The organism is Ponticaulis profundi (assembly GCF_042659465.1).
Lineage (GTDB): Bacteria > Pseudomonadota > Alphaproteobacteria > Caulobacterales > Hyphomonadaceae > Ponticaulis > Ponticaulis profundi.
The window spans coordinates 178,459-199,903 of record NZ_JBHSSW010000066.1; the positions used below are offsets into that span (position 1 = coordinate 178,459).

Annotated in this window: 22 protein-coding genes; 18 read left to right on the plus strand and 4 right to left on the minus strand. The window is 52.7% G+C overall.

Annotated elements, in window-relative coordinates; all coding sequences use genetic code 11:
* The first annotated feature begins 1 nt into the window (after position 1).
* From paoC to ACFQDM_RS16850, 14 genes are all read left to right on the plus strand, one after another.
* Positions 2-2,194 (plus strand): aldehyde oxidoreductase molybdenum-binding subunit PaoC, encoded by a 2,193-nt coding sequence (gene paoC, locus ACFQDM_RS16785; RefSeq protein WP_377381118.1) that lies wholly within the window; start codon positions 2-4, stop codon positions 2,192-2,194.
* Positions 2,194-3,165 carry an XdhC family protein gene (locus ACFQDM_RS16790; protein WP_377381120.1) on the plus strand — a complete coding sequence of 324 codons (972 nt, stop codon included), beginning with the start codon at positions 2,194-2,196 and terminating at the stop codon, positions 3,163-3,165. The genes paoC and ACFQDM_RS16790 overlap by 1 nt, the downstream gene beginning before the upstream one ends.
* A complete protein-coding gene (locus tag ACFQDM_RS16795) occupies positions 3,158-3,757 on the plus strand; it encodes a nucleotidyltransferase family protein (RefSeq protein ID WP_377381122.1) in 600 nt (199 codons plus the stop codon). The genes ACFQDM_RS16790 and ACFQDM_RS16795 overlap by 8 nt, the downstream gene beginning before the upstream one ends.
* Positions 3,750-4,778, plus strand: coding sequence for a GTP 3',8-cyclase MoaA (gene moaA, locus ACFQDM_RS16800; protein ID WP_377381124.1), 1,029 nt, complete (start codon positions 3,750-3,752; stop codon positions 4,776-4,778). Before ACFQDM_RS16795 ends, moaA begins: the two co-directional genes overlap by 8 nt.
* 2 nt (positions 4,779-4,780) lie before the next feature.
* Entirely contained in the window at positions 4,781-5,029 is a 249-nt protein-coding gene (gene moaD / locus ACFQDM_RS16805) for a molybdopterin converting factor subunit 1 (RefSeq protein ID WP_377381127.1), read from the plus strand.
* On the plus strand, positions 5,029-5,475 hold the full coding sequence (locus ACFQDM_RS16810; RefSeq protein WP_377381130.1) for a molybdenum cofactor biosynthesis protein MoaE: 447 nt from the start codon (positions 5,029-5,031) through the stop codon (positions 5,473-5,475). The genes moaD and ACFQDM_RS16810 overlap by 1 nt, the downstream gene beginning before the upstream one ends.
* An 18-nt stretch (positions 5,476-5,493) precedes the next feature.
* Positions 5,494-6,024 carry a molybdenum cofactor biosynthesis protein B gene (gene moaB, locus ACFQDM_RS16815; protein ID WP_377381133.1) on the plus strand — a complete coding sequence of 177 codons (531 nt, stop codon included), beginning with the start codon at positions 5,494-5,496 and terminating at the stop codon, positions 6,022-6,024.
* A 2-nt stretch (positions 6,025-6,026) separates the two neighbouring features.
* Entirely contained in the window at positions 6,027-6,512 is a 486-nt protein-coding gene (gene moaC, locus ACFQDM_RS16820) for a cyclic pyranopterin monophosphate synthase MoaC (protein WP_377381138.1), read from the plus strand.
* The gene (locus ACFQDM_RS16825) at positions 6,509-7,705 is read left to right on the plus strand and encodes a molybdopterin molybdotransferase MoeA (protein WP_377381141.1); all 1,197 of its coding nucleotides are present in this window, start codon (positions 6,509-6,511) and stop codon (positions 7,703-7,705) included. Before moaC ends, ACFQDM_RS16825 begins: the two co-directional genes overlap by 4 nt.
* Positions 7,702-8,454 carry a molybdate ABC transporter substrate-binding protein gene (gene modA / locus ACFQDM_RS16830; RefSeq protein ID WP_377381143.1) on the plus strand — a complete coding sequence of 251 codons (753 nt, stop codon included), beginning with the start codon at positions 7,702-7,704 and terminating at the stop codon, positions 8,452-8,454. The genes ACFQDM_RS16825 and modA overlap by 4 nt, the downstream gene beginning before the upstream one ends.
* Positions 8,444-9,124: a molybdate ABC transporter permease subunit gene (gene modB / locus ACFQDM_RS16835; RefSeq protein ID WP_377381144.1), complete on the plus strand. Its 681-nt coding sequence runs from the start codon at positions 8,444-8,446 to the stop codon at positions 9,122-9,124. Before modA ends, modB begins: the two co-directional genes overlap by 11 nt.
* Positions 9,111-10,193, plus strand: a complete 1,083-nt coding sequence (locus tag ACFQDM_RS16840) for an ATP-binding cassette domain-containing protein (protein WP_377381147.1) — start codon at positions 9,111-9,113, stop codon at positions 10,191-10,193. The genes modB and ACFQDM_RS16840 overlap by 14 nt, the downstream gene beginning before the upstream one ends.
* Before the next feature lie 146 nt (positions 10,194-10,339).
* Positions 10,340-10,711, plus strand: a complete 372-nt coding sequence (locus tag ACFQDM_RS16845) for a DUF2255 family protein (RefSeq protein ID WP_377381151.1) — start codon at positions 10,340-10,342, stop codon at positions 10,709-10,711.
* A 104-nt stretch (positions 10,712-10,815) separates the two neighbouring features.
* Positions 10,816-11,586, plus strand: coding sequence for an SDR family NAD(P)-dependent oxidoreductase (locus ACFQDM_RS16850; RefSeq protein WP_377381154.1), 771 nt, complete (start codon positions 10,816-10,818; stop codon positions 11,584-11,586).
* 93 nt (positions 11,587-11,679) lie between these two features.
* On the opposite strand, the gene ACFQDM_RS16855 is transcribed toward ACFQDM_RS16850, so the two are convergent.
* The gene (locus ACFQDM_RS16855) at positions 11,680-12,537 is read right to left on the minus strand and encodes an aldo/keto reductase (RefSeq protein ID WP_377381157.1); all 858 of its coding nucleotides are present in this window, start codon (positions 12,535-12,537) and stop codon (positions 11,680-11,682) included.
* A gap of 618 nt (positions 12,538-13,155) precedes the next feature.
* On the opposite strand from ACFQDM_RS16855, the gene ACFQDM_RS16860 reads away from it, so the two are divergent.
* Positions 13,156-13,590, plus strand: a complete 435-nt coding sequence (locus tag ACFQDM_RS16860; protein WP_377381160.1) for a response regulator — start codon at positions 13,156-13,158, stop codon at positions 13,588-13,590.
* Positions 13,591-13,726: 136 nt separating this feature from the next.
* On the opposite strand, the gene ACFQDM_RS16865 is transcribed toward ACFQDM_RS16860, so the two are convergent.
* The 3 genes from ACFQDM_RS16865 to ACFQDM_RS16875 are packed head-to-tail and all read right to left on the minus strand — an operon-like array spanning position 13,727 to position 18,088.
* Complete coding sequence (locus ACFQDM_RS16865; RefSeq protein WP_377381163.1) at positions 13,727-14,581, minus strand: ATP-binding response regulator; 855 nt, start codon at positions 14,579-14,581, stop codon at positions 13,727-13,729.
* An 8-nt stretch (positions 14,582-14,589) separates the two neighbouring features.
* Entirely contained in the window at positions 14,590-14,994 is a 405-nt protein-coding gene (locus ACFQDM_RS16870) for a response regulator (protein WP_377381165.1), read from the minus strand.
* Between the two features lie 49 nt (positions 14,995-15,043).
* The gene (locus ACFQDM_RS16875) at positions 15,044-18,088 is read right to left on the minus strand and encodes a PAS domain S-box protein (RefSeq protein WP_377381168.1); all 3,045 of its coding nucleotides are present in this window, start codon (positions 18,086-18,088) and stop codon (positions 15,044-15,046) included.
* A 248-nt stretch (positions 18,089-18,336) separates the two neighbouring features.
* Here ACFQDM_RS16875 and ACFQDM_RS16880 point away from each other — a divergent pair, with 248 nt between their 5' ends.
* The 3 genes from ACFQDM_RS16880 to ACFQDM_RS16890 all read left to right on the plus strand — a co-directional run bounded on the left by ACFQDM_RS16880 (position 18,337) and on the right by ACFQDM_RS16890 (position 21,360).
* Positions 18,337-19,194, plus strand: coding sequence for a response regulator (locus ACFQDM_RS16880; RefSeq protein ID WP_377381171.1), 858 nt, complete (start codon positions 18,337-18,339; stop codon positions 19,192-19,194).
* Between the two features lie 36 nt (positions 19,195-19,230).
* Complete coding sequence (locus tag ACFQDM_RS16885; RefSeq protein WP_377381173.1) at positions 19,231-20,034, plus strand: response regulator; 804 nt, start codon at positions 19,231-19,233, stop codon at positions 20,032-20,034.
* A 174-nt stretch (positions 20,035-20,208) separates the two neighbouring features.
* Positions 20,209-21,360 carry a tyrosine-type recombinase/integrase gene (locus tag ACFQDM_RS16890; protein WP_377381175.1) on the plus strand — a complete coding sequence of 384 codons (1,152 nt, stop codon included), beginning with the start codon at positions 20,209-20,211 and terminating at the stop codon, positions 21,358-21,360.
* The last annotated feature ends 85 nt before the right edge of the window (positions 21,361-21,445 follow it).

Here is a 21,445-nt window from a genome sequence, read left to right on the forward strand (position 1 = left end):
CATGAAATTTGATCAAGCTGTAGAAGGCGACTTCGTCAAAGATGTCGATCTGATCGGGAAATCTACGCCGCGCATTGATGGTCCGCTGAAGACCACAGGGTATGCTCCTTACGCATATGAGCGCCACGAAGTGGCTTCCGGCCAACTGGTTGGCTACCCCGTCTTTTCAGGTGTCGCGCGTGGGACGATCACGGGCATGGATTTTTCGGAGGCTAAAAAAGCGCCGGGCTATGTCGGGCATGTTTCGACCCTCGACATGGATCAGCTCCCGACATCAAACTGGAACACGGCTCCACTGTTTGGTGGTGCCAAGGTCACCCATTACCACCAGGCCATCGCGATCGTGGTCGCGAAGACCTTCGAGCAAGCGCGGGCTGCAGCGCACCTTGTGAAGGTGAACTATAGCCCGGAAAACGTCGTCTACGATTTGTCAGAGGCTCTGAAGAATCTGCCAGCAGATGCGACAAGTGAAAAGCAGCGTGTAGGTGACTTCGATTCGGCCTTCGCCGAAGCTGAGGTTAAGCTGGACGAGACATATTCCACGCCGGCGCACAGCCATGCCATGATGGAAGCTCATGCGAGCATTGCTAAATGGGATGGCGAGAAGCTGACGCTCTGGACGTCAAACCAGATGATCCAGTGGAATGTCGTTGCTCTGGCGACGACCCTCGACATGCCCGTGGAAAATATTCGGGTCGATTCCCCGTTTCTGGGCGGCGGCTTTGGCGCGAAATTGTTCTTGCGCGCTGATGGTGTGCTTGCTGCGCTGGCCGCAAAAAAGGTCGGAAAACCCGTCAAAATCATGTTGCCGAGGCCTTATGTGGCGAACAACACCACGCACCGTCCTGCAACGATCCAGGATATCAAGATCGGTGCGCGTCGTGATGGCACGATCACAGCCATTTATCACAAGGGTAAATCCGGCAATTTGCCGGGTGGCAGCCCTGAAGGGTGCACGGCGCAAACGGAAAAGTTCTATGCAGGCGAGAACCGTCTTGTGTTGCACGACCTGGCAGAAGTGTTCCTTCCCGAAGGTAACGCCATGCGCGCGCCCGGAGAAACATCCGGTCTGATGGCGCTTGAGATCGCCATGGATGAGATGGCGGAAAAGCTGGGGATGGACCCCGTTGAGTTTCGTATCAAGAACGACATTCAGGTCGATCCTGCTGAACCGTCGAAGAAATTTTCTCAGCGAAACTTTGTCGAGTGTCTTCGGACGGGTGCAGATCGCTTTGGCTGGGCTGACCGCAACAAGACGCCAGGCAGCCTGCGAGACGGCCAATGGCTGATCGGTCACGGCATGGCAGGCGGCTACCGTGGTGCGCCAATCATGGATTCAGGGGCGCGCATTCGTCTTCAAAGCAATGGCCGCTTAGTCGTTGAAACCGATATGACGGATATCGGGACGGGGTCTTATACTATCATCGCTCAGACTGCGGCAGAGGTCATGGGGCTTCCGCTTGATATGGTCGATGTTGATCTTGGCGATTCCAACCATCCTGTGTCAGCCGGGTCGGGCGGTCAGTGGGGCGCAGCAAGCTCTACGGCTGGCGTCTACGCCGCCTGTCTGAAGCTTCAGAAAACAATCGCTGAACGGCTTGATGAGAAAGTCGAGGACGTTCGCTTTGAAGATGGCAAAGTGTTCTTTGCGAATACGCACATGCCGCTTGGACGTCTGGCAGCTGGCTCTGAGCTGGTGGTCGAAGACAAAATGGAAGTCGGTGAATTCCGCCAGAACTACATTGTGTCCACCTTCGCGGGGCACTTTGTCGAAGCCGCTGTTCATGTCGCGACCGGTGAAATCCGTGTTCGACGTATGCTGGCGGCCTGTGATGCAGGACGCATTCTCAATCCCCTTTCAGCACGCAGTCAGGTGATTGGTGGCATGACCATGGGCGTTGGTGCCGCGATCATGGAAGACCTCATCCCGGATACGCGCTTCGGCTTCTTTGCCAATCACGATCTGGCTGGATATGAGGTTCCGGTTCACATGGATATCCCGGAACAGGACGTCATTTTCATCGAAGGCAAGGACCCGATTTCCGGACCTCTTCAAGCGAAAGGCGTCGGCGAACTTGGTTTGTGCGGTGTCAGTGCGGCCGTTGCGAATGCAGTTTACAACGCAACTGGTGTTCGCATTCGCGACTATCCGATCACGCTCGACAAATATCTCGCGGAGCTTCCGCAGATTTGATGTCATTCGACACCCGCACGCTTGCATCATCAGATAGCTACCATGAGCACATTTCGGATATTTTCCGGGATGTGCTGTCCTTGCGCAAGAAGGGGCAGCGGGTGGCGCTCGCTTTCGTCACAGAAACTGAAGGTGGAGCGGTACGCGCGGTGGGAGCGGCAATGGCGATTACGGACACCGGCGAGAGTTATGGATACGTCTCCGGCGGCTGTATTGATGCGGATGTCAGGCTGCAGGCGCAATCGGCGCTCAAGTCCAATCAGCCCAAGACAGTGCGTTACGGGAAGGGATCTCCTTTTATTGATCTGCCATTGCCATGCGGCGGCGCAATCGAATTGACCATTTTGCCGGATGTAGATCGGCAGGTTCTGGAACAAGTTGTCGCTCGCTTGGATAATGCGCGTGAGAGCTGCCATCTTGGCATTTCCGACACGGGTGGGCTCGTGCTGGAGCCCTCGGATCAAGACGATATTTGTCATGTCTTCCAGTACCATCCGAAACTGAGACTCCGGATAGCGGGACGCGGCGCAGATGCACTTGCTCTCGCAAGGCTCGCGCAAGCAAGTGGTGTCGGGGTGTCCCTGCATCTGGTTGATGAGGCAGATATTGAGGTTGCTGGTAGTCTTGCTGATATTGCGACTTACAAGCTGGCGTCTTCTGGCCATGTGCCATCCTGGCAGGATGACTGCTATACGGCTTTCGTTTTGATGTTTCATGGTCCTGATTGGGAGGATCATCTCCTGATCCATGCTCTGTCAGGACCTTGTTTCTTCGTTGGTGCCGTTGGAAGTCGCAGAACGCAAGCAGCGCGCAAAGAGCGGCTTCGGGAGGCTGGCGTCAGCGCAGAGGACTTAGAGCGATTGAAGGGGCCCATAGGTCTTGTGCCGTCCATGCGTGATGCGTCTATGCTTGCCATATCAGCGCTGTCTGAAATCATATCCGAATATGCCGGATTGGTGCGCCATGTTTGAGACCACTGCATGTATTCTGCTCGCAAGCGGCCTCAGCACACGATTTGAAGGCGGTGACAAGCTGCAGGCTGACATCCAGGGCAAACCTGTGTTGGAACGCGCAGCTGAATGTGTTTCCGACATGACGTTTGCTAAAAAACTCACCGTCATTGGCGAGGATCAATCATGGCGTCGTGAGGCAGCTGCTCGACTGGGCTTCGAAACTGTTTCGAATGATGCGCCCGATCGAGGTCAGGGCTATGCTCTGGCGAGGGGCGGCACTGCGGCTGTTAACGCCAAGGGCGTGACCAGTGTTCTGGTTCTTCTTGCAGACATGCCGTTTGTAACGACTGAGCATATATATAAACTCAAAGCCGCTTTTGATGCAGGGGCTGATGTCGCCATCTCCGTTTGTCGGGGCGTTAGCAGCCCTCCAGCATTGTTTTCTGAAGCATGTTTCGGGGCATTACAGACGCTATCGGGAGACCAGGGCGCCAAGCAGGTCATCAATGCGTTTGCGAGCCGGGTTCTGGTTGAGGCAACAGGCTCTGAATTGGCTGATATCGATACCAGAGACGACCTGAAAGACATGGAGGCAAATCTCATTGGCTGATGGTTCTCACGCGAATTTTTCCGGATTGACGGACCAGTTTGGCCGACGGATCTCATATCTTAGACTTTCGGTGACGGACCGCTGTGACTTGCGGTGCACTTACTGCATGTCCGAGAAGATGAGCTTTCTGCCGAAATCCGAGGTGTTGTCGGAAACAGAACTCTTTACGGTCGCGCGTGCCTTCGTTGCGCGCGGCGTTCATAAAATCCGGATCACCGGCGGTGAGCCTTTGGTGCGCAAAGATATCATGTCCCTGTTCGAGCGACTGTCGACATTGCGCGCAATGGGACTGGATGAGCTGACATTGACGACCAATGCAACACTGCTCGATCGGTATGCAAGCCAACTGTATGATTGCGGTGTGCGCCGGGTGAATATCTCATTGGATTCAATCAATCCGCAGACGTTTCGAACCATTTCGCGTCGCGACCAGCTTGGCACGGTGATGAAGGGCATTCTTGCGGCTCAGCAAGCAGGTTTATCCGTGAAGCTGAATATGGTGGTGATGAAGGGACGTAATGATCTTGAGGTCCCGGAGCTTGTGCAATGGGCGCATTCGCGCGGTATCGAGGTTACGCTGATCGAAGTGATGCCGATGGGTGAAACCGGAGAAAGCCGTTTTGATCAGTATGTGCCTCTGACCGACATACGTGACCGCCTTGAAGAGATCTGGACGCTGGAAGATGAGATACCGCGCGATGCGCTTGGCGGGCCGGCGCGTTATGTCCGAATTCGTGAAACTGGAGGTCGTCTCGGCTTCATCACACCTTTGACGAATAACTTTTGCGCAGGATGCAATCGTGTGCGTGTGACCTGTACTGGACGCATCTATATGTGCCTTGGGCAGGAAGATCATGTCGACCTGCGCGCTGCGCTTCGCAGTTCAGACGATCCGTTCGAAGCGCTCAATCTGGCTTTGGATAAAGCAATGCTTCGCAAACCCGAAGGTCATGATTTTGAGATCGGCAGAGGCCAGCGAGAGGAAGCCGTTGCGCGTCATATGTCGGTGACCGGGGGGTAGGTATGGCGAGAATTCTGTTCTTTGGACGTTTGAGCGAACTCATTGGGTTTGATGAACGAGAGTTGGATCTTCCTCATCATGTTAGAGATACCCAAAGCTTACGCGAATGGCTCGACAGCGAGTTTCAGACCGATGGCGAGCTTTTGCTGTCGATAAACCGGATTGCGATAAATGCGCAGATCACTCAGGAAAATGCTGATTTGTCGAATGCAGATGAAGTTGCTTTTCTGCCGCCAGTCGGTGGCGGTTGATGATACGGATATCGTCTGAATTGTTCCATCCAGGGGATGAGCTATCGGCTTTCGAGGCCGACATGGATGGCGCAGGTGGTGTGGTGTCGTTTTCAGGATATGTTCGGCCAAATACGAAGGAATCCAATGTGATAGCATTGGAGCTTCAGGCATATTCGCCCCTTACGGAGAACGGAATTCAGGCGGCACTTGATCGGGCTATGAAACGTTGGCCGCTCACAGGTCTGCGGGTTCGTCATCGCATTGGACGCATTCTGTCGGGCGAAGCGATTGTCTTCGTAGCGGCGGCGTCAAAGCGCCGGCGCGCTGCGTTTGAGGCGGCTGACTTTGTCATGGACTATCTCAAGACTGAGGCTGTGTTCTGGAAAAAGGAAATCACGTCTGATGGCGCGAACTGGATCGAACCCAGACGGGAAGACTATGAAGATCAAAAACGGTGGACCTGACGGGATGAGGGGGCGCGTATGGCCGGCATAAATGAAAATCTGACTTTCCAACCCGTTCGCATCGCGGTGATGACGGTCAGCGATACGCGTACTCTGGAGACCGATACCTCTGGCCAGTTGCTTGCAGAGCGTATTGAAGCAGCGGGACATAAGCTGGCTGATCGTGCCATCGTCAAAGATGATATCAGCGCAGTACGCGCGCGCGTACAGGCCTGGATCGATACACCCGAAATCGACGTCATCATTACGACAGGCGGAACAGGGCTGACGGGACGAGATGTAACGCCGGAAGCGGTTCGTCCACTCCTTACCAAGGTGATTGATGGTTTTTCAGTCATCTTCCACATGGTGAGCTTTGAAAGCGTCGGCCTGTCGACATTGCAGTCGCGCGCTCTGGCTGGGCTGGCAAAAGAAACGTTTGTCTTCTGTCTCCCGGGATCGAATGGCGCGGTCAAAGATGGCTGGGATAAGGTCATTTCATCTCAGCTGGATAGCCGGCACAAACCCTGCAACTTTGTTGAGATCATGCCTCGACTTGGGGAGAAATAGTCATGTCGAAATTGACCCATTTCGACGAGGACGGGCATCCGCATATGGTGGATGTGTCCGGGAAGTCCGAAACGCAACGCATTGCGGTTGCGTCAGGTGCCGTCCTGATGTCTGCGGACGCGTTTGATCTGGCTCAGGACCCAAACAATAAAAAAGGCAATGCACTGATGGTCGCGCGACTTGCCGGCATCATGGGCACCAAACGCACCTCGGACCTTATTCCGCTGTGCCATCCTTTGCCAATCAACGGATGTGAAATGGATATTCAGCCAATGGCTGACAGGTCAGGCTACAAGGTTGAGGCTCTTGTGAAAACGCAGGGCAAAACCGGCGTGGAGATGGAGGCACTGACGGCTGTTAGTGTTGCTTGTCTGACATTGTACGACATGTTGAAAGCGGTCGATAAGTCTATGGTGATCACGGCCATACAGCTCGATGAGAAAACCGGTGGTAAGTCCGGTGACTATAAGCGTCAGGATCGAACATGACGCTGATTTCACTCGAAGAAGCGCAGAAAATTGCCGCCGAACACGAACTGCTCAAAACCGCTGTCGAGATTGCGCTGGAAGATGCGGCAGGGCGCATCCTGGCCAAACCCGTATTTGCGGACGTGGATCGACCTTTTTCAAATCTGTCAGCAATGGATGGGTATGCCGTCAGACTGGCGGACGTTGTTGATGCGAATGCAAAGCTAAAGGTGATTGGCGAAGTTGCCGCCGGACAAATGCCGGACAAAGCGATTTCTGCTGGCGAGTGTATGCGGATTTTTACCGGCGCGCCGCTTCCTGAAGGGAGCGATCATATTGTCATTCAGGAAGATGTCACACGATCAGGCGATCAGATCATCACCGAGCTCGGGTATGCGGACGCAGAATTTGTGCGGCGCAAGGGCAGTGACTTTGCTCGGAATGATGAGCTGATAGGTGAGGGTGCTTTGTTGACCCCGGCAGCGTTGTCTCTGATTGCGGCAGCCAATGTTGGAAACCTTGAGGTTTATGCGCCTTTGCGCGCAGCTATTCTGATGAATGGCAACGAACTCCAGTCACCGGGGCAGGATCTGACACCGGGCGCTATCCCCGAGTCGAATTCATATGGCTTGAGCGGGCTGCTTCGCTCGCATGGTTGTGACGTCGTGGCGACAAGGTTTGTCAGCGATTCCAGAACGGACATTTCCAGGGCGATTGAAGAGCTTTCCGACAGTGCCGACCTCATCCTGACTGTAGGTGGTGCATCCGTCGGAGATCATGATCTGATGCGGCCATGCTTTACGGATGCTGGTTTCGGTATCCAGTTCTCTGGTGTGGCTGTGCGTCCGGGGAAGCCAACCTGGTTGGCTAAGAGAGGTACGCAGGTTGTACTTGGATTGCCCGGAAACCCTGCCTCATCTTTCGTCTGCGCACAGTTGTTTCTGCCATTCCTGTCGGGGACAAAACCACTGCAGGAACGCAATGCTTTGTGCCGTGTCGACCTGAAAGCAAACGGGCGCCGCGAACATCTGATGCGAGCTTTGGCGTGGATTGACGATCATGGCACTCTGGTCGTCGAGCCTTTCGCTTCTCAAGACAGTGGAAACATCAGCGTTTTGGCAAAATCAAATGCCCTGATCCGCCGCCCGGTTGAAGCAACTGCTGTTTCGTCGGGCGATCAGGTATCCGTTCTTCTGACGGGGGAACTGTTTTGAGTGTTTACGCCATTGCTTCCGCTCTATTGGGGCTTTTGGGGATATCTGCAGGCGCGGAAACCGCGACGATAGCTGTCGCCGCAAACTTCAAAGCACCAGTTGAGGCGCTCGCTGAGACCTTTGAGGAAGAGAGCGGACATACGGTACGCATTGTCATCGGCTCAACTGGGAAACTCTATGCGCAGATCACGCATGGCGCACCGTTTGACGCGTTTCTGGCAGCCGATCAGGAAAGGCCGCAAAAGCTCGTTGAGGCAGGATACGCATCGGGAAATGCTGCCTTTACGTATGCGACAGGGATACTCGCGCTATGGGAATCGAGTGCCGCTGATAGCTTCGATATCGACCGGCTTCTGAGCGACGACGTCCACCACATTGCGCTGGCGAACTCAAGGCTTGCACCATATGGGCGCGCTGCGATGGAAACCCTGAAAGCAGCAAATCTGGACGACGCGCTGCGTTCAAAGATCGTAACCGGTGAAAACGTCGCTCAGGCATTTATCCTCGTCGATACGAAGAATGCCGACATTGGGTTTGTCGCCTTGTCCCAAATCATTTCTGCCGACGCGCCGGCACGAGGACATTATTGGACTGTCCCTGCTGAACTCTATGCGCCTATCCTCCAGGACGCGGTTCTTTTGAAAAGAGGTGAGGGCAACGCTGCAGCAGAAGCCTTCATGTCGTTCCTGGCTTCGGACCGGGCGCAGGCAACCATTGAAAGCTTTGGATACAAGCCTCGTGGCAAGTGACGACGTCTTCGCGCTTCTGCTGACACTCCAACTCGCATTCGCGACGACGCTCATGTTGCTGGCTGCTGGGTTCCCACTCGCGTGGTGGCTCGCCCGGACGCAGACCCCGATCAAGCCTGTCATTGAAGCGGTGGTGGCTCTGCCATTGGTGCTGCCGCCGACCGTCATAGGGTTCTACATTCTGATCCTGCTGAACCCTGAGTCTCCAGTTGGAAGGATCTGGGTCACCGTCACAGGGGAGAGCCTGAGCTTCTCATTCTGGGGGCTGGTAATCGCGTCCTTTTTCTATTCCTTGCCTTTCATGATCCAGCCGCTTCAGACGGGTTTTGAACGTGATGCCAGAAAGCCGATGCAGCTTGCGTATAGCTATGGTGTGCGGCCGTTGAAGGCATTTTTCACCGTCGCCATTCCGGTCGCGTGGCGCAGCGTCCTGACGGCCTGTGTGCTGACGTTTGCGCACACGATTGGTGAGTTTGGTGTGGTCCTCATGGTCGGTGGAAACATTCCGGGGGAAACCCGGGTTGTGTCCATAGCCATCTATGAGCATGTCGAAGCGACATCCTACGGACAGGCAAATATGCTGTCGCTCATTCTGTTGGGACTATCTTTCACGATCCTGTTTCTGGTGTTTCTTCTGAACCGGCGGAGGGGGCAATATGTCGGGGCGTGAAGCGATATTGCGTGTTGAGGTCTCCCACAGGCTTCCGCAGAGCCAATTTGATTTCGACCTGGCATTCGCTGCGCGAGGCACCGGCCTGTTCGGTGCGAACGGTGTCGGCAAAACAACCCTGCTTGACTTCATATCAGGTGTAAAACACCCGGAGCGGGGGCAGATCAAATCCGGACAGGCGATCTGGTTCGATTCAGATCAAAACTGCAATCTGGCTCAGCATAAGAGGCGTGTCGCCAGAGTGTTTCAGGATGGGCGTCTCATGCCGCATCTGACGGTCGAGCAGAACCTCAATTTTGCAGCGCGCGGCGCGGGACGGTCCTCCGTCTTTTCTACCGACCGGGCGCTCATTGAAGAGGAGCTGAAACTCGAGCATCTCTTTGATCAACGACCGGGCCAATTGTCGGGTGGTGAGAAGCAGCGTGTGGCGCTCGCCTGTGCCTTGATATCAGAAAGTCGTCTCATCTTGCTGGACGAGCCCTTTGTGGGAATGGATGCGGTCAATCGTGTGCGCGCTATTGAGCTGGTGCGAAAACTGACGCGTTCGCGCGCGCAACGCTTCATTCTTGTTTCGCATGATGTTCGCGATCTTGTCGCGCTGTGTGAAGAGACGGTCGTTTTCAAGGAGAATGGTTCTGTTGTCTCCGGCGACACCGGTGAGGTTCTCACTCAGTCGGGGGACGGACATGAACCCTCTGGATATATCGTGTTGGATGCGGAGTTGATCCATCATGATATGCAGGCTGGCAGCAGCAGGCTTCTCATAAATGGCCAGTACCTTGATGTAGCAAGCAGCATTGCGCCGCAGGGATCTGACGTACGTCTCATGCTTCCGCGCGCTGAGATAATGCTGGTTTGCCCCGATGCCAAAGTGTTTGGCTGGGGTGTTAATGTGCGTGCGCTCGTCCAAGGTGCCGATGTGATGTCAGGGACGGCTGGCGTAGGACTGAACCTAACCATTGGTGATCAGACTTTCTCCATTGCGGTGCCGGCATGTGCAGGATCAGAATTGCCGATTGAGATCGGCTCTGAAATTCAGCTCTGCTGTAATAACGCGATGATCGTTTAGGTTCCGTCCAGATTGATGAATTTCGTTCATGCTAACGATGCTTTCATAGCCGCTAATCTCTGACAGCAGTCCGTCCCATATCTCCTGCAGAGTTCCGTGGCGATCCGTGCCTCGGAAGATGGATATCTGGATTTGGGAGGTTCACATTGACTTGGTCAGACGAACAACTCACCGCATTTGCGGAGGCAAATGACTTTCACGTCGCCCCATACCGGGCGGATGGCAAAACGCCTGGCACACCGACTTATATCTGGTCAGTGGTCACAGACGGTGGGCTGTTCATCCGTGCGTTTAGTGGTCAGGGATCCAGTTGGTATCAGGCTGCCGTTTCACAGAAAGAAGGGCAGATTGAGCTTACCGGCGAAACGTTTGATGTCACCTTCGAGCCCATGGTGAGTGACGCTCTGAACGATAGGATCGATGAGGTCTACAAGAGCAAATATGCGGACAGCAGCTATCTGACTCCCATGATTTCAGATCGAGCGAGAGGCGCCACCGTGCAGGTAAAACCTCGCTAGCATAAGACGGAGCATCGCTCCGAGTTTTCACCACCAACCAGTCGTTCGGCATGCGCTCTGCGCATGACGAGACAGCTGTATCTAATTTTGAAAGAGGATCAGAAATGAAAGCGAAAATGCTTGAAGGCCAGACGGCCATTGTTACGGGCGCCACCAAGGGTATCGGACGCGCCATCGCAGAGCTCTATCTTCAGGAAGGCGCGAACGTCGTGATCACGGCGCGCGATCAGGAAGAAATTGATCAGGCCGTGGCGGAGATGTCGAAAGACGGTCAGCGCGTTATTGGCATTGTCGGCGACAATGCTGACCCGGATGCGCCCGAGCGTGTGTTTGAGAAAGCGATAGAAACCTTCGGTCAGGTGGATATCATGGTCAACAATGCTGGTGTCGGCGAAATGTACGCCATCGAAAAAACATCGACAGAACATTTCAACGAGATCTTGCAGATCAATCTGGCTGGTCCATTCCGCTTTTGCCGTGAAGCCGTGAAGCACATGATGCCTCGTAATGAGGGTCGGATTATCAACGTGTCGTCCGTGAATGGCACGACACCGATTTGCGGCGTCGCCTACACATCCACCAAGGGCGGTATCAACACCATGACCCTGAACATCGCTATGCGGCTTTCGGGCACCAATATTCGGTGCAATGCGATTGCACCTGGCGTAACCGATACCGACGCTGCTCGTGCATGGGCTGCGGGTGAACAGGAAGGTGGTGGTGAGATGTTGGAGTTTTCCGACAAGTATACAAACACCTCCGTGCCTTCGACACAGCCGATTGATCAGGCATATGCTGCGCTTTATCTCGCATCAGAAATGGGGCGTGCCGTGACCGGCCAGGTCATCCAGGTCGATAATGGACAGTTCCTCTAATCACGCTGTTTCCAGAACAAAGAAAGCCCGCAGTCGAAACTGCGGGCTTTTTTTGATTTCGGAATGGAACGGAGTGCACTCCCGAAAACTGTCTTATTTTGCGAATACCGGGAAGGCGCTCGCATCGCCATAATCCTCGATCGGATCGATATTTTTCAGCGTATCCATGTCAGCTTCGGAGATTTCGAAATCGACATCAGCATTGCTTTTCATGTGATCCGGATTTGCTGTTTTCGGAAGCGGCAGCAAGCCGAGTTGCAGCGTGTATCGGATGCAGAGTTGAGGGACGCTGACACCGTATTTCTCTGCGATCGCCTTGATCTGCGGATTGTCGAGAATTTTGCCGTGACCGATCGGGGAATAGGCTTCCACGACAAGGCCTTTGTCCTGAGCATAGTCGATCAGATCAAATGGCGTGTTACTGACATGCGCAAGGATCTGATTGACCATTGGTTTTGTCGCTGCGTTGTCGAGCAGGTTGTCCAGGTCTTCCTTCTGGAAGTTTGAAACGCCGATGGCGCGGATTTTTCCGGCGTCATAGTATTCTTCCAGCGCTTTCCAAGCTTCCAGGTTGCCTTCGAAGAAGCGATCGTCGGTGTTGAATTGCGCCCATGGCTGAGGGCTGTGGATGATCATCAGGTCGATATAGTCGAGTGCGAGTTTATCGAGAGATCCTTGAATGGCAGCTTTGGCGTCATCGTAGTTCTTGATGTCTGCTTCGAGCTTGGTCGTCAGGAAGATGTCTTCCCGCGCCCGGCCGCAATTGCGAATGCCGTCGCCTACGCCGCGCTCATTGCCATAAGCCTGCGCAGTATCAATGTGACGATAGCCCAGTTTGACGGCCTCAATCACGGCATTTGCGACTTTGTCATCGTCAATCATCCAGGTGCCAAGAGCGATCTTCGGAATTTTGACGTCATTGGAAAGTGTATAGGTCTCTTCGAGTAACATGCGGTTCATCCTTTCTTTTCGGCGTCGCTACGCCGGCTGTTGGGTGAGGACCGGACTGTTCAGCTTCATCGCCGGGGTGGGGGAGGAGGCTTGGCGATATTGATCGAGCGAGCATCCGGTCCTTCTCTTCGGATGTGACCCTTGAGGCGCCAGAAACAATTGATGCAGAAGTGAAGTCACTTATGAGTTCTGCGCATGAATGACGCGTCTGGCTGCTGATCAAACACAGACATAAAATTAGAAACAAAACGAATTAATTTACGGCTCGGAAAAAATAAATAAAAGCAAGGGTTGAACACATTTAGAAATAACATCAGAATACACTGAACTCGGAATGCCTGCATGTTTGAATAGGAAATCGGGCTGAGGGGTATGATGGAAGGTGGATACAGCGCACGATGATACTTCAGCCGAAAGCGAACATGTTGGAGAGCGACAAAAAAGAGCGTGAGGATATTTAGCCGAAGCCGGTCCGTGTAATGGCGACGCTTCATCCACTTAAAAGCCCGTACGGCTGACATAGGCCGATTGACGAGCCGTCGGACAAAGAGCTGTGACCAATCGAGGAAACTGATTTTTTGAAAGTCCACTAGCTGAAGCCGCATAGGGAGAAAAGTGATGGATGTTTTGATTGTCGACGATAACCCTGCCGATCGCCGTTTGCTGAAAATGGTTTTTAAAAACGTGTCTGACGAGTTGACCATTCATGCGTGTTCCGGTGGAAAGCAGGCGCTAGACTTCCTTTTGAGGCAGGGCGAGCACGCGGATGCGCCACGCCCTCAGGTGTGTTTACTCGACATCAATATGCCCGGAATGAACGGTTTTGACGTTCTGATTGCGATGAAAGCGGACTGGCGGCTGAAAGCCATTCCGGTCTTCATGTTCTCAAGTTCAGACAATGATGGCGACATCCAGATCTGTTATGAGAATCACGCAAATGGGTATATCCAGAAGCCTATGGAGCTTGTTGAGCTTGAGAACATTGCGCGTTCCTTGTCGAACTTCTGTGTCAACATCCTCAGACATGCCCCTCCCGCGGTCCATTTAAATTAGAACGGCTCAGGCAGCCGAAATTCTGGAGCAGGTTTGCAAAAATCTGATCCTTAAGCTGATGTGCCGAACGTTGCGCTGCATCGCGGTGTGACGTCTTTTTGCTCAGGTGGGCAGTTAAACTTTGAAATTGCCGTGATCAATCGAGTATATCGGGCAACTCATCAGAGCGCTGCTGGGTCAGAACAGTTGTGAGCGCGACTTGAACCTGACGTGTGGAGAAGGGTTTGACGAGGAAGTGACTGACTCCGGCATCAGCGGCTTCCTGAAGATGGCCAAGCGTATTCTTTGAGGTCAGGAACACAATACGGATATCACTCGGAATGCGGGTTTCACCATTTCGGATGATCTTGAGAAGCTCAAGTCCGTTTAATGGCTCCATATACCAGTCTGATATGATGATGCTCGGTTGGAACTGACGAGAAAGGTCCAGCAACTCAGTGCCGCTGGCAACGGTGGCAACGTTCGGGATTCCCAGTGAAACCAGAATTTCTCGCATCAGCATACGCGTAGACAGGTCATCATCCGCAAACAGAATGCGTTGATCGGCAAGGGTCTCTTGTCTGTCCTTGGCTGTCGAGGAAAGCTTCTGAAGCAGGGAGTCGACCGCTGGCTTGGCCGGGTTTGCAGACAAGAGAGATGAGTTGAGCGGCGATGTTTGCTGACGGATGCGTGCAACGGACGCAAACAGCTCGGTGATGGATTTCAGTTTTCTGCTGGCGTTGTTCTGCTCTGATGACCGTAAGTCATCCAGCATCGTCTCCATTTTTCCCAGCTTACGACCGATATGCTGATACCCCATGCATAACGCCGCGCCGCTCATACGGTGGATTTCTGCATGTAGTTCGGAAAGGGAGCGTTCGGACTGACTATTTGCCGAAATAGCATGGTCCAGTAGTTCTGCGATCTTCCGCATTTCGGCAGGCAGATTATCCCAGTATCGGTAGACTATTTCCTGTGGGTCGACCGCCTTCATCATGACACGCATATCCATTGGAGCACTCAGTTCTGATGGGCCGGCGCATCATTCTTTTCCCAGATATCGTTGAGTTGATTGGGAAGGTTGAATGCGTCGAAAGGTTTTACGATCACAGAGAGCGCGCCATTGCCGAGGTACTGGGATTGTTCATGCGTCTGTGCTTTTGCGGTCATGAAAATAACAGGGGTATCTTCACCGCCAGGAAGTTTGCGGATTTCTGCCAGGGTCTCAACGCCATCCATGTCGGGAAGCATGACATCGAAGAGCAGAAGGTCTGGCCGAAAGTCGGAAAACTTCGCGATGGCATCTGCACCACGTTCGCAGTGTCGTACCTCCAGCTCCGGATTAAGACCAAGCGAAAGCTGCGCGATTTCCGAAATATGTTCGTCGTCTTCGAGATACAGGATCCGTTTCAGTTGTTTCGCCATTCTGGTTCCTCCTTATGTGCCCATTCCCTGTGGCTATTCTGCTTTGCGGTTACCCGGCTTTTCTTGCGCGTTCGGCGACAGGAATATCCAAATGGAATGTTGTTCCGGTCTTGGCGCTTGTTTCGAAGCTCACCTGGCCGCCAAACGCTTCAATGATGGATTTTGTGATGCTGAGACCGAGGCCGGTACCAGACGCTGTCCGTTTGCTGGAGCCGTCTGCCTGAGCGAATTTCTCGAAAATGCGATGCCGGAAACTGTCTGGAATTCCCGGGCCGTTATCCATCACGGAAACGCGGACAAAAGCCTCGGAGATCAGGTCGGTACGAATGGCGACCTGTCCGCCCGTGGGGGAGAATTTGGCAGCATTCGACATCAGGTTCGCGAGCGCCTGGGCGAACCGGTTCTGATCAACATTTACCGCCACATTGTCTGTGAATGTCTGGAGTTTGAAATCTACATCATAGCGCACCGAAAGGGCTTCATGTCGCTGGACGACGTGTTCGACCAGGCCATCAAAGTCTACGATTTCATAAAGGTATTCAATCTTGCCAGACTCAATTTTCTCGAGATCAAGAATGTCATCGACGAGATTGTTCAAACGTCCGCAACCGTCATAGGCGAGCGTGATAAGTCGTTCGCATCTGTCGTCGAGTTGTCCTGAGCTCAGATTTTTCAGGAGATCCAGAGATCCGAAGATAGAAGTGAGCGGTGTGCGAATTTCATGATTCACCGTTGAGACGAACTCACTTTTCATCTGGGCGACAATCTTGGCATCCGTGATGTCCTGAAGAATGCCAAAAGCCATTGTTCGGTTAGAGCCGTTTTCATTCCTGAAAAAGTCTCCTTTCGCCCGGACATATCGAATGGCTTGATCTCTTGTCTGAATCCGAAATTCAAATTCAAATGGTTCTTCAGACTCGATCGCAATTTTCGTCTGGCGTTCCACGTATTCGCAGTCATCGGGGAAGCAGAATTCGGTGATCGTGCCGTCCTTGGGGCGATATTCGAGTTCCGGTAATCCATGCATGTCATAAATGCCGTCGGACCACTCGACTTCTCCCGTACTCAGTCGCAGTGTCCAATGCCCCATCTTCGCGACGTTTTCAGCCAGCGCAAGCTGCCTGTTTTGTTCCAGGATTTCCATTTCCGAGCGTTTTCGTTCGGTAATGTCCTGGTGCACGCCGACGATCCGGGTGGGAATGCCTTTGGAGTCTCGCTCAAATATTTTTCCCTTCGCCTGAACCCAGATCCATTTTCCGGATTTGTGGCGCATGCGAACTTCCATCTTGTATTTATCAGTCAATCCGGCCGTGAACTGGTTCATGTGAACGCTGGAGCGCATCAGATCCTTGGGATGCGTATAGGTTTCCCAGGTCGAGAAATCCTTTTTAAGGTCGGACCGTTTGAGGCCGATCATGCGGGCGGATTGTTCAGAATAGTCGACCCGGCCCTCCAGGACGTTCCAGTCCCATAGCCCTAAGTCACCACTTTCGAGCGCGAACTCGAGTGTCTGCTTCTGGTGGCGCAATTCTTCTCGCGTTTTGATGGTCTCTGTGAGGTCACGAATGATGCCGCAATAGGAGCGCTCTTTCTGTTGCGTGATTTCGCTCAGCGACAAATCAATGGTAATTTCTTCTCCGGATTTCGTAAGGGCGCGGACTTCTCGCCCGATTCCGATTATCTTGGCGTTGCCGGTTTCCTGATAGTCGCGAAGGTATTGCTGGTGCCTCTGTCGGTCACCGTCTGGCATCAGAATGGCAACGTTGCGGCCAAGAACCTCCTCGGCCTTATAACCAAAAATCTCCTCACAGGCGGGATTAAAGGTCTCGATTATGCCGCGGCTATTGATGACGATGAGGCCATCCACTGTGTTATCGATAATATTGCGCAGTCGAGCCTGGTCGCTTCTCAGCTTGAAAAGCAGCGCGTTGAAAGTTTGGGCAAGTTCGCCGAGTTCGTCATTGCGATCGTGCTGAAGGATGGTGTCCCCTGAACTCCATTCCTCGGGAGAGAGTTGCTGAAGAGACTTTTTCATGCGTCGAAGAGGAGCCGTCAGGCGGATTGCGAACAGGCAGGCCAGCGCAAAACATACCGTTATAATCAGAAGCGCCAGTACGGCGTTGCTTAGTTCGGTTTGCAAAATTCCGTGGGTCTGATCTCCGGCGCGTGAACGCATAAACATATCGAGTGTGAAGTCGTTTGCGGTCGCAAACTCCGGCACATCGAGATTGTTCAGAACATCTTGTCGAAGTATTTCGAAATCGTCATCGCTTTGCTGCGCGGCGACCAGAAAGTTTGCCACTTCAGGATCGGTATCTTCGGCGAAGGTGAAGCTGAAGGTTTTCGTCTTCGACCAGAATATCGCGGTATCACCGGCGCTATTGACGATAAAAGTGTCAAACTTAGGAGGGTGGTCTTCGAAAGAAGAACGAAGAATCGCGCGATAGTCCGCATTGATCACAATGACTGTGTCATCAGGTACGCTCAGGCGAAAAAGCGCGCGGACGGTCGGGGTCTCCTTGGCGTCAACTTCACCATGTTCTCTATTCAGCGTGACGCGCGAAAGGGCTGAGCTTTCAGCGGGCAGGCGTCTCGCGAGAGACATATAGGGTTCATTCCCCTTCTCCTGAAGCTCCGCTCTGGGAACCGTTTCTGTTCCATTTGCAGTCCGGTTGACCCGAACAAGCTCCTTACCTGTCTCATCCAACTCAATCAGGCGGATCTGAGTGTATTTCGGCCGAGTTTGTAGAAGCGTGGCGAACAGCTCTTGTAGTTTTGTGTGCGAGTGGTCTTCGTGTTCATTTCCCGAAGACTGGTTGTTGAATTCCAGCCTGGCTGCCGTTGCCAGTATCTCAAGGTCATTGGACATGCCGGCGAAAGCTTCCCGGAGCCGAATGGCAATGATGTCAGACTCTGCAGAGAGGGCGTCCTGTCTTCGCTCATTTGCCAGTCTTTCTGCTTTCGTGCTGCTGTCAAAAGCGATGAAGATTGCGCCTGATGCGATCAGTGCAACAACGAGAGATAGCGCAATAATTTTACCCCTTAGGGACTGGCTGAAGCTTTTCTCCATTCGTACACCGATCTCCACATTCATGGATTAACCATTGTGACGTGTAATACAGATTTGTTAATCGCAAATTTTAAAACCTTTCCGGAAAATGAACATAAAGGTGTGATAAATGAATGTTCGACAGCCATAAATTATGGAAAAGGGAGGTAAATTTAACGAGAAAGTAGTTTAGGGGTTATTGCTTGTGTTTATTCATTTTAGATTTTACCTTTTTCGTTAATTAACTTGATATCGTTATTGTCGCTGGTCATCAACTGATGGGGATAGCAAAAATGATGAACGAAAATGCCGCTATGTTGGACGTTGTGTCCCGGTATTGCGATGATATTTCAGTTCAGATTTCCGATCTGATTTCAGAAATCAATGCAGGGTTGTCGGCGGGTGATGCGTCCTCCTTTGGCACTCTGGAGCGGCTTCACAATGAGCTGCACCGGATGTCCGGTACGGCGTACTGCATGGGATTCAGAGCTCTGGGGAGAGAGTTTGAGGCGCTCGATGCTGAAGTGCTCTGTGGCCTGAATGACCCCGATGGTGATGTCGGTGCATATCTGAAGGGAGCGCTGCCAAAACTCTCAACGATCGCATTGAGCGGAAACGATGTACGTCCACGTAACTCGAAATTGCTTCAGCGCTCGCGCGCGCTCGATGAATTGGTGGAAGCGGAAACGCACCTTGAAGCCTATACGGATCAAAAGAATGCACAGAGCCGCATGCTTGCTCGCGAACGGTTCCTGTTTGCAGATGATGACCCTCATCTTCGAGAATTGATTGGGAGCAGTCTCAGTGAGATGGGTGTTGAGGATCTGTTGCTGGCTGAATCGGGCAGTGAAGTCCTGGAGGCGATTGAAACCTTCAAGCCGACTTTCATTATCACAGACTGGATGATGCAGCCGGTAAGTGGATTGTCCCTGCTAAAGCAAATCCGGCGCGGTAAAACAGAGCTCGATCCTGACACGCCGATTGTGTTCTTTACGTCCATGCGGAGCCGACAGGATATGATGGAGGCCAACCGTTTCGGGGTGAACAAGCTGATACGCAAGCCGGTCCTGCCGGATGCGATCATTGGAGTGCTGCTCGGCATCCTGGAGAAAAAATATCAGATCAACAAGCGACTTGGTGCGCTTTCCTGATCAAAACACTGATAGCCAGAATCCTGGAGTTTCGAAATGAGTACTCAACACACTCAGGGTGTGGTCCGGATCATCTCATCTTATTGCGACGACTTTCCAAATCAGACGCAGAATATCATGCAAATGGTTCGCTGCGCGCAAATCAGTCCTGACAATACGCGAAAATTTGCCAGGGAACTGCAGTCAGAGCTGCACCGCATGGCGGGGTCTGCCCATTGTCTGGGGTTTCGCGTAATTGCTCAACGACTGACACGCCTGGAGGAGCGTCTTGCCAGAGCTCTGTTGCGGAAGGGCCGGGAGAGTATTGGCGCAATATCTGACGTCATTGAGAGCATCGTGGAATTTGTGGCAGAGGTCCCGCGCCCGAGCCCTCAGGATTCGCGTTTGATCGACTCAAACCTGCTCGATGAAAGCTTGTCGTTACCCGCCGAAGAAATTCCTGAGGATCAGGCAGGTCTCGCGCATCTCAGAATTTTGCTGATTGATGATGACGCACACGTTCTGGGGGTCGAGCGGGAAACCTTGCTCGCCATTGGTGCAGAAGACGTGGAGGTCGCGAATTCTGGATTGGAGGCACTCAATCGGTTGTCAGAGGTGCAGCCGGATCTGTTGATCACCGATTGGCACATGGGCGCCATTTCGGGCCCAGATCTCCTGAATGCGATCCGCAACGGCTCTTGTGGTATCGACCGGAATACGCCCGTAATTTTCTTTTCTCACAAACGTGACCGACGCAGTCGCATGCAGATGACGATGGAAGGGGCAAATTACTTTCTCACAAAGCCGGTCAGCCCGCGCGTTCTGGGTCGGGCCATCAGTCGTGCAGTCAGTGGCTCATGATAACTGGGCAATGTGCGGTGGCGGAGAGGAAGTCCGTAGAAGACAGGCCTATGATGTCGTATGATGTCTCATATTATGTAATAAAAACAGAGACAATAGACGCGCATCTCCCACTGAGCTATATACGATACCATGATCTTATCCCACCTATTGTGGGTAAAAATGTGGGATATTATGGCGCGCCAAATCAATAAGCTGAATGTAAAGTTCGTTAAATCAGACCTCGCGCCGGGAAAATACTATGACGGCGGTGGATTGACGCTTGTGGTGCATGAAACCAACACCAAAAATTGGGTTGTAAGAACTACCGTCAGACGTGCTCGTCGGGACATCGGAATAGGAAGTCTGAAATACGTTACGCTAGCGGAAGCTCGAAAAAAGCGGGATGAAATAATTGAGATCGCACGCAACGGCGGTGATCCCATTGCTGAAAGACGGAAATCGAAAGGAATTCCTACTTTTGAACAGGGCGCGTTGGAGTTTATCGAAGAGCAAGAGTCTTCTTGGGACAATCCTAAGCACAGGCAACAGTGGCGAAATACTCTTAAGACCTACTGTTTTCCGGTTATTGGTAGTGAGCCCTTGGATGAGATCGACTCTGCGGCTGTGCGCAAATGTATTGAACCTATCTGGTCAACTAAGCACGAAACTGCCAATCGCACGCTTCAAAGATGCTCCAAAATTTTTAATTGGGCTGTCGCGAAAGGTTATAGGGAGAAAGCCAATCCTTGCTTAGGGCTGAAAGAAACGCTGCCACGGCTTCGAAGTCAGCGGAAGCACTTTGATGCCATGCCATGGAGCGACGTTCCTGAATTTTATAAACAGCTAACGAACAGTGATGCGTTTTCTGCTTCAGCGCTGAGGTTCGTAATTCTTAGTGCGGCTCGATCTGGGGAAGTGCGCCATGCGCTTTGGTCAGAAATAAATGACAATGTTTGGACGATACCTGCTGAGCGCACAAAAATGCGTAAGGAGCACAGAGTTCCGATTACTGCCGAGATGGGGCGCATCTTGGATTTGCAGCGTGGGTTGGATGAAAACTTGGTGTTTCCGGGAATGAGGCGAGGTAGGCCAATGTCGGACGCCACTATGTGCAAGTACCTGCAGTCGAAAACCACCCCCACAATGACTGTGCACGGTTTCAGATCGTCATTTCGTGATTGGGTGGATGAGTACCTGCAGGGCAATGGAGATATTGCAGAAGCTTGTTTAGCGCATTCAAAAGGAAATGCAGTGATCAAAGCTTACGCCCGGTCCGATCTTTTTGACCGAAGAATGGAAATGATGTGCAGCTGGAGCAGCTTCGTCACTTCAAAAACAGTATAAGAAACAGACAGATATGGAAAAACCTGCCAACTTTGCGCTGAAATTGGACAAGCGTAAGAGATTGTAGGATTATATGGCTGTCGAT